The organism is Rhizobium sp. CG4, assembly GCF_023701965.1.
Taxonomy (GTDB): Bacteria; Pseudomonadota; Alphaproteobacteria; order Rhizobiales; family Rhizobiaceae; genus Agrobacterium.
Map to the genome: position 1 here is coordinate 247902 of NZ_JABAEG010000008.1, position 13036 is coordinate 260937.

Here is a 13036-nt window from a genome sequence, read left to right on the forward strand (position 1 = left end):
ATGAGGATATCGGCTCGTTTATCTGAGGATGTAAAGACATATTTTGACGAATTGCAAAAAAAGTTCGATTTAATATCGTGGTAATTGACTCGTAATGTTTTTATGATGCATTAATTATCGACGCGGATAGTGCTGATAGCGCCCGCGAGATGTTTGAGCGTTCAAATAACAAGAGGGGACCTCCAAAATGAGCGTTGGTTTGAACACAAGTGGAAAGGTCGCGGCACCAGGCGATCTGGACGCGATCTATAAGAAGGTCTTCTGGCGACTGATACCCATTCTCATGGTGTTATGGGTTCTGGCGTGGATCGACCGTGTGAATGTGAGTTTTGCAAAGCTGCAGATGATGGAGGAGTTGCAGTTCAGCGATGCCGTTTATGGCCTTGGCGCTGGCATATTCTACATCGGCTATCTGATCTTCGAAGTGCCGAGTAATCTGTTGCTGCAAAAGATCGGAGCGCGAAAGACGATTGCGCGTATCGCCATCGGCTGGGGCATCATCTGCATGTTGATGGCGCACGCAACCACCCCTGCGGTCTTTTATACGCTGCGCTTCCTGCTGGGTGCATTTGAAGCGGGCTTCTTCCCGGGTGTGATCATGTATCTCACACTCTGGTTCCCGACAGATCGCCGCGCCAAGGTATTTGGCATCTTCATGTCTTCAGTAGCATTGTCGGGCGTCATCGGTGGGCCACTCGCAGGATTGATCATGACACAAATGCATGGCTATCTGGGAACGTCCGGCTGGCAGTGGCTTTTCTTGCTGGAAGGTTTTCCGACAATTCTGATCGGCCTGTTCGTTCTGAAATATCTCACCGACAAGGTTGAGGACGCCCATTGGCTTACCGTCAGACAGCGCGCAGAACTCCGGTCTGATCTTGACCGAGACAGCAGCGCACTGGGTGAGCGCCAGCATTCATTGTCGCTCGTTCTTCGTGACCGTCGCCTCTGGATTTTCACACTCGTGTATTTCCTCATCATCGTGATGAATGCGACTGCGGCCTTCTGGGGTCCAACAATCGTGCGGGAGTCTGGCTTTGAGAACATTGCGACGATCGGCTGGATCATTTCAGGCGTATCCCTGTGCGGTTCAGCGGCCATGATTTTCAATGGTGTAATGGCCGACCGTACCAAACGGCCGCTTGGCCAGTGCGTCGCTTCGATCATTGTCGGCGGGCTTGCCTTCATTGCCCTGTCCTTTCCGATCTATGACAACGCGCCTCTTGTCATTGCGGCTTTTGCTTTCGCGCTGGCCGGTGCATATGGTGCTATCCCGGTGTTCTGGCAGATGCCGAACAAGTTGTTCGCGGGAACGGCTGCTGCCGCTGGCATTGCGATTATCAACTCCTTTGGCAACCTCGGCGGCTTCCTGGCACCTTACGGTCTGGGGCTTCTGAAAACTGAGACGGGCAGTGTTTCCGCCGGACTTCTGACAGTTGGTGGTCTTGGTTTGCTGGCTGCCGCGCTGCTTGTTCTGCTTGTTCATAGGTTCATGACCGCGGAAACAAAGGCAGTTCCCGCAGAAGTGTAAACGAGAGGTCTCATCGCCTTTGAGGTGCTTTCGCACCAATATCTGACATTGCACCAGTACCCTGATATCTTTAGACATATCAGGGTACTTTTTACACATGGCGGGCCAATTCGATGGCCGGATTTCCGCCATCGTCCAATCCTCACGCGGAGCCTGCATGACAGACGCTACCACTCCACCGAAACAGTCGCTGGGCGACCGCGTCTATAATGATCTTCGTACCGCTATTACGCTGGGTGAAATTCGTCAGGGAGTAGTTTTCAACGAAGCTGACTTGATGGCGCAGTACAAGGTAAGTTCGTCGCCGCTGCGCGAAGCATTGACCCGCTTGCGCCAGGACGGACTGGTCAAGGTTATTGCAAGACGTGGATACACGGTCACCGAACTCAGCCTGAAGGATTTTCACGAGCTGATGCAGATGCGGTTGATCATTGAAGGGGCTGCTGCGGAGCTCGCCGCTCCACGCGTGACCGACAAACATATTTCTGAAATGCGGCGCCTGTCCAGCGCCAAGCTTGTGGTGGGCGACAAGGCCAGTTATCGCCAGTTCATGCAGGCCAATCAGGACTTTCACGAAAAGATTGCAGAGATTGCCGACAATGGCCGGTTGCGTCGTGCCATCAGTCAGATGTTCGACGAGATGCAAAGATTGCTTTTCGCAGATCTCGACATTGGTGATGGCGAAGAACTGGAACATGACCACGATGAAATTATCGAAGCTCTGGCACTTCATGATGGAAAACGGGCTCGGACAGCCATTATCCGCCATGTCAAGCAATCGCGCGACCGGGTGATTGGAAGAATGATCCGTCAGCAGAAAGATTTCGAAGGCACCAATATCTTCGATTGATCTGAGCCCAATGTTCACGCTGCGTTTTCCGAACTGCCAAGACGACTCTGTTTGGCTATCCAGACCATTGACGATATCAACTTGCCACTAGGTCGGTTTTCAATCCGGACGGGACATTAGCGATACAAAGGCAGGAATTTTTTTAAGCTTTGTCGCTGTAAACGCCTTCGGTCGGATTGGGTTTCTGCCTGCAGGCTTGGGCACAGACGATTGATGTTTTACGCGGCTGTTGGACAATGCGATTGAGCGAATTGACCTCACCAGGCATATCTTAGCCTAAGATGTACAAAATGCGGCTATCGACCAGCTGCGCAAGGCCGTACGATCGTCGCCGTGCAGCATGATGTCAATCATGCCTGCCTCGTCGCCATGGCCAATGGAGTGATTGTTGCCAGCGGTCACCCGCAGCACATTGTCGACGTCCCATTAATCGAAACTGGCTTCAAGCTGCCCTGCAGCGTCATTCCCGATCCCATCTCCCAGACGCCAATGATCGTACCGAGCGAAAGGGCGCAGGTTGAGAGAGTATGGGTAAGTCGAAGAGAGTGTGCCGTAATATCTGTCTGATTTGGTGGGTGATGTAGGGCTCGAACCTACGACCCGCTGATTAAGAGTCAGCTGCTCTACCAACTGAGCTAATCACCCGCCGACAACGTTAAGCGTTGTTGCTGGGGGCTTTAAACCTGATTTGTGTTTCTGTCCATCGCGGTCATTGCTCTTTTTGCATTCTATCCACCGCGACTTTAATCTGTCGCTGTCGTTCGGTGGAGAAGCGGCTTAGAAAACGTCATGGTTTGATTTTTCGAAGTGGGCGAGAAATCACCGTGCTCAGTGGTATAAGGTGTTTTGTAGATGACAGAGTTGAAATTCCGTGCCGCGAAAATCGAGGATCTAGCCGCCATCGTCGCGATGCTGGCGGACGATGTCCTCGGAAAAGACCGAGAAGACAGCAGCACGCCGCCAAACCCGCGCTACGTTTCGGCGCTGCAGGCAATTATTGCCGATCCAAACCAAATGCAGGTTGTCGCAGAGCTCAACGGTGAGCTGGTCGGCACGATGCAATTAAGCTTCATTCCTGGCATCGCAAGAATGGGTGCTTGGCGCGGTCAGATTGAGGGCGTTCGCACTAGTGCGGGACATCGGGGAGCTGGTATTGGCCAGATGATGTTTGAGTGGGCAATCGAAGAGAGCCGTCGACGCGGATGCTCCTTCGTGCAGCTAACCACCGACAAGGACCGCCCCGATGCACACCGGTTTTATGAAAAGCTTGGCTTCGTCACCACGCACCTTGGCTACAAATTGAAACTCGGTGCGTAAATCCTGATGATGAAAAAGCCGTCGTCGCCTTCACTGCAACCATCTCCCAATCCCCAAGGGTTAAGCTGAAAGCTTGCAGTTTGAAAGGTTTTGGATAGGTGGGGCCCCCTAGGGCTTTTCTTTGCATATCCGCTTATTGCGCGGAAGCGCGAAGGCATCACCGTCCTGCAAAGCCACCGTCATAGGCAGTCCATAAACCTGCATCAGTGCGCCCGGGGTCATGAGGTGTGAGATGGGGCCGTTGAGCAGCAGCTTGCCCCCACCAAGTGCCACGACACGGTCGCAGTAGCGGGCGGCCATGTTGACATCATGCAGCACAATGACGGCCGAGAGTCCCGTTTCGCGGCACATATTGTGCACCAGTCCGAGCACCTCCACCTGATGCGCCACATCGAGCGCGGAGATCGGTTCGTCGAGCAGCAAGGTGCGGGCACCCTGCGCCAGCATCATGGCGATCCAGCCGCGCTGCCGTTCTCCGCCTGACAGCGTGTCGACCAGCCGTTCTGTCAGATGCGACACGCCGCATCGCGCGACGGCAGATGCGATGGCTTGTCTGTCTTCCGATCTCAAGCGCCCCAGTGCACCACGCCAGGGGTAACGACCGAGTGCAACGAGTTCGCCGAGTTGCATGCCTTCAGCCGGAGGCGTGACCTGTGGCAAATACGCAAGATCGCGGGCGAGCTCTTGTCGGCGCCAGTCGCTGAGCGCGCGCCCATGATAGGCAATGGAGCCAGCGGATGGACGTGCCTGCCCGGCAAGCAACCGGAGAAGCGTCGATTTGCCCGACCCGTTGCGCCCGACGAGCGCGGTCACGACGCCCGGCTCAAGCTCAAGATCGAGCCCGTCGATCAATTGGCGGCGTGGGACGCTGTAGCTAACGCCGGACAAAGCGAAGAGGGTCATGCTTGGCCTTTTCTGAGAAGAAGAATGAACAGCCACGGCACACCGATGAGCGTTGCGAAAAGCCCGATAGGCAGTTCATAGGGATATGTGGCGGTGCGCGCGCCAAAGGCTGCAAGTACCATCAGCAAGGCACCGAGCATCCAGCTGGCCAACAGGAAAGACCGTGGGCGGACGAGGCCGGCACTGCGGGCAAGATGCGGCGCCATCAGGCCAACGAAACTGACCGGCCCGACAAAGGTTGTGGCTGCGCCCGTCGCAAGTCCCGCAGTCATGATAAGGAGGAACTGAACACGCCGGACAGGAAGCCCAAGCGCCGATACAGTTTCCGCACCAAGCGGCAGCATTTCCAACCAGCGTGCCGTAACGAGCGGGATAAAAAGCAGGGCAAGTGCCAGCGTTGCAAGTATTGTCGCCCCACCTGACGTAACCGAAGATGCACTGCCCGCCAGCCATCCGAGTATGGACCAGGCCTGAGGACTGCTCGATGCCATGATCGCCATCAACACGGCGGAGGCGAGCGCTCCAATCGCCAGGCCGGCAAGCAGAATCCGGGCCGGTGCCATGTCCCGGCGCAGCACAAAGATTGAAAGGCTTGCCAGAGCCAGCGTGCCGCCCGACGCTGTTCCAAGCGCCAGTGCAAAGCCTGATGGTTCGGAGATCAGAAAGACCGTGGCGGCGTAGCCCAATGCGCTTCCTCCGGTGACACCCAGAACCTCGGGCGCAGCCATCGGATTGGCCGTCAATCGCTGCAGAACGGCACCTGAAATGGCAAGCAGTGCGCCGGCTGACGCAGCGGCAACAAGCACAGTTGCTCGAATTGGCAAAAACGTATCGCGCAGCGCGGAGGGCACGATATTCCAGCCTTCGGGACCACGTCCAGTAAACAGGCAGATAACGAAAGTGACGCCTGTCAGAAGGGTAATAATGCTCAAAAGCCGGACCGGATTGTCTGAGCGCGGCTGGGTGTGCCTGCCATCCTCGGCCGTCTGCGGCACGGTTGCCTGCATTCGGGGAAGAAGCCAGATCAGCAGCGGCCCGCCGATCAGTCCGGTCAGTGCTCCGGTCGGTAGGGAAGGTCCGCCGAGTGCGGCGACCAACAATAGGATGTTGTCGGTGAGCGACAGCAGCAGGGCTCCGGACACTGACGCGATTATCAGCCGTTGCAAAATGGTGCGGGCGCCGAGACTGCGGGCGATTGCCGGCGCCGCCAGTCCAACGAAGCCGACCAAACCGACCTCGGCAGAGACGAGTGCCGACAGAAGAACGGCAAGGCATAGGGTTGCTGAGCGCAGCCCCGCAACGCCAAGACCTAGACCCCGGGCACCTTCCGCGCCGAGAGACATGACGGTCAGTGGCCGGGCGAGCAAAGCGGCGCCAACCAGCGCTGCGAGCAGGCATAGAAAAAGACGCAAGGCAGGAACAAAATCGTTCTGTGTCAGCGCACCGCCGTTCCACAAAACCAGTGTCAGCAGGTAATGTCCTTGTGAGAGGGTGACTGCCATGGCGACTGCCGATGCAAGCATGCCCACCAGCATGCCGGTGATCGTGATTGTCACCGGCGCATAATTCCTTTGCGCACCGATCGTCATCACCAGAAGGGTTGCCACGGCCGCGCCACCGAGCCCGACCAGCAGATTGCCACCAGCCAGCAAACCGGGCGCAAATACCGTTGCCATAACGATGGCGAGTTGTGCGCCAGCGGCCGTACCCAATGTGGTCGGATCAGCCAGGGGGTTACGCAGGACAGCCTGCATCAACGCGCCTGCCAATCCCAGCAGTGCACCGACAAGCAGGGCGACCGCCGCGCGGGGTACCAGACCAAAGGCCAGCAGGATCTGCTCAATCGTCATGTCGGTCGCATGCCAAGGCAGGGCTGGCCAGCTCATGACGGGCAGGGCATATAATGCGGCAAGAAACCAGAGACCGGCCGCCATGACGCTTCCGGTCGCAAGGGGCCATAATCTCATGCCCGTTCCTCCAGCGACCGCGCCAGTTCTCGAGCGAACTGAAGGGCTGAGGGCATGCCGCCAAAACCGTTCATGTCGCCGATCCGCAAGACACGACCGGCACGCACTGACGGCAGTGCATTCCACAGCGCCGAGCGGGAAAGCCCGTTTTCTGTCTGGATGGGAACATCACCTGTTATGACCAGCCAGGCGTCCGAAAATTGCACGATGCTTTCCATCGGGACGGGGGCGGCGAATGCGAAACGGGTGCCTGATCCCCAGGCATTGCGCAGTCCGATTGCCTCGGTCATGCCGCCAAACAGGCTGTCGGTACCATAGACGCGGACATGACGCGGATCTCCGATCTCGATAAGCAGGAAGGGCCTGTCACTCCAGCGTTGAACGCGTGCGCTGAGGGATGCGACCGCGTCAGCGGCGGCGCGCTGTGCGTTTTGCCCGAGCGCGGGTAAATCCATCCGCTGCGCCATGCTGGTCAGCAGGTTCATAACCTTCGGCAGGACTGGTTCACCCGGTACGAAGATTGACTGCGAAAACACAGGGGCGATGCGCTCCAGTTTCGGCGCGTAGGTCACGTAATAACTCGACGAAAGAATGAGGTCGGGTGCTACGAGGCTCAGGGCCTCGAGGTTTGGTGAGCCGCGCAGGCCCAGATCAACCGTGTCTTGTGGTATTTGCGTTTCCAGAATGCTCCGAAAACTGCGCAATTCGGCAATCGCTGCGGGCGGATGGCCAAGCATCGCGGCGGTTTCGGCCATCGCCCAGTCAATTGCGGCAAGCCGTGGTCCGGATGATGAGCCTACCGCAACAGCGTTCCGGGGAAGCAAGGCCAAGGCCATGCCTCCGAGAAGTGTGCGTCTGGTCAAATCGCCCGATTGGGCACCATTCACCATTTATAGGTCAGGCTCGCCTGTATGTTGCGGCCGTTTCCGAAATAGGCCGAGTTAAGACCGATTGCAGAAATGTAGGCCTCATCCGTGACGTTAGAGATGTTCAGACGTCCGACCAGACCGTTGTCCCACTTGTAGCTTGCGCCCAGGTCGAGAAGCGTTACAGCGTCCAACTTCAGAGTGTTGGCATCTGAACTGAAGCGAGTGCCGATATGACGGACACCGGCACCGAGCGTCAGGCCTTCCAGCGCGCCATTGTTGATGGTGTGTGAGAGCCAGATACTTGCGGCGTGGCGTGGGGTGTTCGCCAGCTCGTTGCCGGAGTTCAGGCCTGCAAGAATCTCGGTCGTAGAATAGGTGTAAGCACTCTTGACCGTCCAACCGTCTGCAATTTCTGCCGCTGCTTCCAGTTCAAGACCGCGAACCTGTGCCTTGCCGATCTGACGGATACCGGAGATCGTGACGCCACCAATATCTTCAAACACGGTTGTGTTGCGGTCGGTTTCCCGCAAGTCGTAGAGCGCAGCGGAAAACAGGCCGTCAAAGGCGGTGGGTTCGTATTTCACACCCACTTCCCACTGCTTGCCATGCGTTGGGTTCAGCGCGACATTCTCAATATCAAAGCCAGGTTGGGGCAGGTATGAGGTGGAGTAGGAGACGTAGGTCGCGACGCCACTATCCCAGACATAACCAAGGCCAGCATGGCCGGTTGCCTGATGGTCGCGGCGGTCAAAATTCGTCGTGCCGCCGAAATTGGTCACGTTGGCACCGGACTGGTCTGTCCATTCCTGGCGCAAACCGAGTGTCGCACGCCAATTGCCAAGCGCCAATTCATCCAGTGCATAAAGGCCGACTTGCGTCGCGTCGACATTCTTGTTGGCGGTATACCATGGGGCCGCGATGCTCAGACCGCCATAGGTTGGGGAAAGATAATCGATGGCGCTGGAATAGGAAAAGCCGGTATAGGCCTTTTCCCGCAGCTTCTGGGCGTCGAGACCGAATACGAGGTTGTGTGTTACGTCACCGGTGTAAACTTCGCCGGAAAGACGGACATCAGCTGCAAGGGCGCTGAAGGACTCGTCCTGCGTGATGATGCCGCGTCCCACCGAGCTGCCGGTTGCGGGATCAAGGTACATGCTGTGATAATTCCAGTCATGGCTCGTATAACGGAAGGTGCCGTTCAGCTTCCAGTTGTTTTCGAACTCATGCGTAATGCCGGCCGACAGGGTGCCCATGGTGCGGTCACTATCGTCGACGGAATCGTCACCGAAGTAGAAATCGCGCAAATCCTTGTCGTTATAAACGCCCACGAAACTGTCCGGTACGCCAGTCGGCGTCATCGGCTTGTCTTTGTGGAGGCTACCCATCAGCTCCAGTTCAGTTGCGTCGCCCAGTGCATAGCTGGCAGAAAGCCCGAGATAGAGACGCTTGTTGTCGATCTCGTGGACATCGGTTCTTTCGTTGCTGACCTTTCCGGTCAGGCGGTAGGAGAAATCCTCATTAACGACCCGGTTTACATCGCCGAAGGTCGAAAGGGAGCTGTTGGTGTCGAAACCCACGCCCACTTCGCTGAAATCGCCGTCAGCCTGGGCCCGCTTCTGGATGGAGTTGACCAGACCTGCAGGTGTTCCTGCACCGTAAAGAACGGATGCCGGGCCGCGCAGCACTTCGACGCGCTCAAGGCCATAAAGTTCAAATGACGGCGCGCTGGTAGGGAACTGCGTTGAACGCATCAGGCGCAGGCCATCGAGAAACTTGTCGTTTTCCAGGTTGAAGCCGCGCAGATACAGACTGTCGAAGCGCGGGTCACCGCCATAGTTCTCGGTGATAACGCCAGCGGAATATCGAAGGGCGGAGGCAAGGTTGGTGGCACCAATCGCATCGATCTGAGCGCGGGGCACGACCGAAACGGAGGACTGCGTCTCAAGGATCGTACGGCTCGTCTTGCTGGTTGCTGCAGTCTTTGCAACACTGCTTTCCAATGGGGCTGTGGGGTTTTCGCCGCCCGTGACGTTGATCACACCCAGAAACGTCGAGCGAGTGCCGTTCTGCTCATCCTGCGCAAAGGCGGAGACGGAAAGCAACGCGGAAAGGCTGACGCCCAGCATGAGAGATGCGGTCGATTTGGTGTGCAACATCATGATACCCCCAAAGAAAATATCATGAGCGTCTAACTCCACTATTAAATAATGTCTTGAACAGGGCTGTTGCGTTTTGAACAGGGCTTTGGAAATCGCTCACGTCTCCAGCGCGATGGCGGTTGGCCGTATTTCGCACGAAACACGCGTGATAGATGGGCCTGATCGGAAAAACCGGTGGCGTGTGCGATCTCTGCGAAAGACATGGACGTTTCCGCCACCATTTCACAGGCTGTCTCCAGCCTTAAACGCGCCTGCCAGCGCTGCGGGGTCTCTCCATGTTGCGTGCTGAAGCAATGGGCAAACCAGCTCGGAGAAAGGCCCGCAACCGTGGCCATTTCTGCGACGGTGACTTGGCGCGTCATGTTTTCCTGAAGAAAGCGCTTGAGTGCTGAAAGTTTGTGGGGTGTGAGATTGCCGGGAGCTGGGGCGACGACATCGGTTGCCGTGGTGAAAATTTCCCCCAATGCCGCTCTGAACAGGCCATCAAGCATCATGTCGCCACGGCTCGGTTGGCGCACTTCCTTTGCCGCCATCCGGCCGATCGTCGCCAGAACGTCATTCAAACCGATAAATCTCGGTTTTGTCAGGTCGCCGTTGATGCCTGCGGCACCCAGGCGCGCATGAAGCGCCGATGTCTCGAAATGAAAATCGATATGGCTGAAATCCTGGGCCGTTTCCAGCCGGCTCCATAAAGGCACACCCGCTGGGATATAAAACGCCCCCACGCCGCGTTTTTCATCGGCATCTTTTTTTGTCGTTAGAGAATGGGCTGGGATGTCGTCATCCAGCATTATGACGATGCGTGGATCCGGAGACACGTAGAAGCCGCCAGCTCCTGCCTTGCCGCGGATGGACCATACATCGGCAATTGTGCCGGCAAAGCGTCGCCATGAAAGCGGTTCCAACGTTCGCAGAGAATGAACATTGGTCTGCATTTTTGGTGTGAACTCTGCTTTGGTATGCATCAAGGCTTCCACAGACAACTTAATAAACTATACTAATATACTCATCTATTGTTCTGCGTCCATAGTTAGACTGACGTCGGGTCAAGTTTTCGGATTACGTCTGCCATTTGGAGATCGTTTTCGGGTTTGGAGACACTGGCTTTGGTGAGCGGTCGATTGATGAAACTGAGCGCGGAATCACGTGCGGCAGAAGGGTGCGTCAGACACGAATAATCGTGCCGAAACGTAGGACGCAGTAACGCATCGAGATCGACCGTGAGGTCGATGTTGTCGTCAGGCGGTATAGACCTGTTCGCCGCCGATCCAGGTGTGTTGCAGCTGATAGTCTTTGCTCAGCACAACAAAATCGGCATCATATCCGCTCATCAATCGACCTTTCCGGTCCGCCACATGGGCGGCTTTTGCCGGGTAAAGACTGGCCATCCGTACCGCTTCTTCGAATTCGAGGCCCAATTTCCGATGGACGTAAAGAACCGACGACAGCATATCGATGTCTGCGCCGGCGAGCGTGCCATCTGCCAGTGTCAGGCGTCCATCCTTGCGGAAAATGTGACGCCCGTTGAGTGTCAGTCCGGTCAAGTCCGTGCCGATGCTGGACATCGCGTCGGTCACAAGGAAAATCCGTCCGGGTCCACGCTTGGCGCGCAGAGCAAGATCAATCACTGCGGGATGAACGTGAAAACCATCGGCGATAATGCCGGTGGACAGTTCGCCGAGATCAAGCGTCGCACCCACGAGGCCCGGTGCGCGGTTTTCGATCTGGCTCATGGCGTTGAACAGATGGGTCACGGTCTGTGCCCCCGCCGCGACATAATCCTTCACAATGTCATAGGTTGCGTTGGTATGCCCGAGACTGACAATGAAACCGCTATCGGCAAGTGCACGAACCTGTTCTTGCGTGGTGTTTTCCGGCGCGATCGTGATCATCAAGGCGTCGAAACTGCCACCGATCGCCAGAAGGCGTTGCAGGTCGGTATCTTCCATCGGCCTGATCAGCTCCGGATGGTGTGTGCCTTTGCGCACAACGGAAAGATGAGGTCCTTCCAGATGCAGCCCCAGAAATCCGGGAACCTTTTCAGCTTTCGCTTTTAAACCGGCTTCGATAGCCGACGCGGTTATCTCCGGGGTATCGGTGATCAAAGTTGGCAGCAGGGCCGTTGTGCCGAATTTCGCATGGGCGGCACAAATCTGGCGAATGCCATCGACCGAGCGCTCGTCATTCAACATCACACCGCCGCCGCCATTCACCTGAAGATCAATGAAGCCCGGCACAATGATCAAGCCTGCAGCATCAACCAGCCGTGTGTCGGCGGGAATGTCATTCTTTATCAGCAGACCGGAAACCTTGCCGTCATCGATCAGCAGGCATTTGTCTTGATGCCAGTCATGCCCGTCGAAAATCCGTGCATTCGTCAGTGCAGTTGCCATGGTCAGCGGGTCTCCGTCACTTTTTTAAGCGCTGCAGGGGCATCCGGATTAAACCCACGAGCGCGTGACCATGCTTCAACAAAACCATAAAACGGTACGATCAGCGCAAGGGCATCAGTGAAGGGATGGCCGGTTTCAATAAACGGCAAACGCCGTGCGTGGGCAGCGCCATCGGCAGAGATGAAAGCCAGAGCGCCCTTTTCAGCAAGACCATCCGCAGTTGCCAGAACAGAGGAAAGGGCAGCGTCCCGTGCCGCAAATGTCACGACCGGGAAACGGCGGTCAACAAGTGCGATCGGGCCATGCAAAACCTCGGCGCTGGAATAGGCCTCGGCATGCATTTCTGATGTCTCCTTGAACTTCAGGGCTGCTTCACTCGCAATCGCCAGCGAGGGGCCTCTGCCCAGCATGTAGAGCGATTCAGCTTCACCAAGCTCATCGGAAAGCTCGTGCCAATCCAGCTTAACAGCCTCTGTCAGTTTTTCTGGAAGCTGCCGGATCGACTTTTGAAGTTCGGTGTCGAGTGTCCATTCCGAGAGTATGGCTAGGCCAGCCAGCACCGAGTTGAAAAAGGACTTGGTGGCGGCGACCGCAAGTTCCGGACCCGCATTGATATCAACCGGATGGGCACATGCATCGGAGAGCGGTGACGGTTTGGTGTTGGTCAGTGAAATCGTCAACGCACCAGCTTGAGTTGCCGACTGGGCGAGTGCAACGATATCAGGGCTTTTTCCCGATTGGGAAATGGATATTGCCGCCGCACGATCAAGCTTCAGCGACTTGCCATAAATCGAAGCAAGCGAAGGACCAATCGATGCCACTCCGCGACCAGCCTGCTGCTCGATGGCATATTTGAGGAAATGTGCGGCGTGATCGGACGAGCCGCGTGCAATGGTAATGAGGAAATCTGGATCCCTTTCGCGCAGTGCTTTGCCGGTGGCCTGCAGCACGCCATGCGACTGTGTGAGCAGCCGTTCTGCTGCTTCTGGAATTTCATTGATTTCACGTCGCATATTTGTCGGCATATCTATTCTTCCTTGTCACATT

The 13036-nt window shown here is 56.5% G+C and carries 10 protein-coding genes and 1 tRNA gene; 3 read left to right on the top strand and 8 right to left on the bottom strand.

Annotation, left to right across the window (positions count from 1 at the left end):
* The first annotated feature begins 187 nt into the window (after window positions 1-187).
* Entirely contained in the window at window positions 188-1531 is a 1344-nt protein-coding gene (locus HGO37_RS21140) for an MFS transporter (RefSeq protein ID WP_250985067.1), read from the top strand.
* A gap of 157 nt (window positions 1532-1688) precedes the next feature.
* Window positions 1689-2381, top strand: coding sequence for a GntR family transcriptional regulator (locus tag HGO37_RS21145; protein WP_250985068.1), 693 nt, complete (start codon window positions 1689-1691; stop codon window positions 2379-2381).
* A gap of 569 nt (window positions 2382-2950) precedes the next feature.
* On the opposite strand, the gene HGO37_RS21150 is transcribed toward HGO37_RS21145, so the two are convergent.
* Window positions 2951-3026: transfer RNA gene (locus HGO37_RS21150), tRNA-Lys, on the bottom strand.
* A gap of 207 nt (window positions 3027-3233) precedes the next feature.
* Here HGO37_RS21150 and HGO37_RS21155 point away from each other — a divergent pair.
* Entirely contained in the window at window positions 3234-3698 is a 465-nt protein-coding gene (locus HGO37_RS21155; RefSeq protein WP_250985069.1) for a GNAT family N-acetyltransferase, read from the top strand.
* 108 nt (window positions 3699-3806) lie between these two features.
* Here the strand turns inward: HGO37_RS21155 and HGO37_RS21160 are convergent, their stop codons facing one another.
* From HGO37_RS21160 to HGO37_RS21190, 7 genes are all read right to left on the bottom strand, one after another.
* On the bottom strand, window positions 3807-4601 hold the full coding sequence (locus tag HGO37_RS21160) for an ABC transporter ATP-binding protein (protein WP_250985070.1): 795 nt from the start codon (window positions 4599-4601) through the stop codon (window positions 3807-3809).
* A complete protein-coding gene (gene fhuB / locus HGO37_RS21165; protein WP_250985071.1) occupies window positions 4598-6568 on the bottom strand; it encodes a Fe(3+)-hydroxamate ABC transporter permease FhuB in 1971 nt (656 codons plus the stop codon). The genes HGO37_RS21160 and fhuB overlap by 4 nt, the downstream gene beginning before the upstream one ends.
* Window positions 6565-7398, bottom strand: a complete 834-nt coding sequence (locus HGO37_RS21170) for an ABC transporter substrate-binding protein (RefSeq protein WP_250985072.1) — start codon at window positions 7396-7398, stop codon at window positions 6565-6567. The genes fhuB and HGO37_RS21170 overlap by 4 nt, the downstream gene beginning before the upstream one ends.
* Window positions 7399-7451: 53 nt before the next feature.
* The gene (locus HGO37_RS21175; protein ID WP_250985073.1) at window positions 7452-9596 is read right to left on the bottom strand and encodes a TonB-dependent receptor; all 2145 of its coding nucleotides are present in this window, start codon (window positions 9594-9596) and stop codon (window positions 7452-7454) included.
* A 41-nt stretch (window positions 9597-9637) separates the two neighbouring features.
* Window positions 9638-10561, bottom strand: a complete 924-nt coding sequence (locus tag HGO37_RS21180; RefSeq protein WP_250985074.1) for a helix-turn-helix domain-containing protein — start codon at window positions 10559-10561, stop codon at window positions 9638-9640.
* A gap of 273 nt (window positions 10562-10834) precedes the next feature.
* A complete protein-coding gene (nagA, locus tag HGO37_RS21185) occupies window positions 10835-11995 on the bottom strand; it encodes an N-acetylglucosamine-6-phosphate deacetylase (protein WP_502941445.1) in 1161 nt (386 codons plus the stop codon).
* A complete protein-coding gene (locus HGO37_RS21190) occupies window positions 11992-13014 on the bottom strand; it encodes an SIS domain-containing protein (RefSeq protein ID WP_250985076.1) in 1023 nt (340 codons plus the stop codon). Before HGO37_RS21190 ends, nagA begins: the two co-directional genes overlap by 4 nt.
* Window positions 13015-13036 lie beyond the last annotated feature (22 nt).

What these genes read in the sequence shown, in the direction of transcription:
- HGO37_RS21145 (WP_250985068.1), top strand. Translation starts at nt 1,689, where the DNA reads ATGACAGACGCTACCACTCCACCGAAACAGTCGCTGGGCGACCGCGTC.
- HGO37_RS21190 (WP_250985076.1), bottom strand. Translation starts at nt 13,014, where the DNA reads ATGCCGACAAATATGCGACGTGAAATCAATGAAATTCCAGAAGCAGCA.
- HGO37_RS21180 (WP_250985074.1), bottom strand. Translation starts at nt 10,561, where the DNA reads ATGCATACCAAAGCAGAGTTCACACCAAAAATGCAGACCAATGTTCAT.
- HGO37_RS21140 (WP_250985067.1), top strand. Translation starts at nt 188, where the DNA reads ATGAGCGTTGGTTTGAACACAAGTGGAAAGGTCGCGGCACCAGGCGAT.
- HGO37_RS21155 (WP_250985069.1), top strand. Translation starts at nt 3,234, where the DNA reads ATGACAGAGTTGAAATTCCGTGCCGCGAAAATCGAGGATCTAGCCGCC.
- fhuB (WP_250985071.1), bottom strand. Translation starts at nt 6,568, where the DNA reads ATGAGATTATGGCCCCTTGCGACCGGAAGCGTCATGGCGGCCGGTCTC.
- HGO37_RS21175 (WP_250985073.1), bottom strand. Translation starts at nt 9,596, where the DNA reads ATGATGTTGCACACCAAATCGACCGCATCTCTCATGCTGGGCGTCAGC.
- HGO37_RS21160 (WP_250985070.1), bottom strand. Translation starts at nt 4,601, where the DNA reads ATGACCCTCTTCGCTTTGTCCGGCGTTAGCTACAGCGTCCCACGCCGC.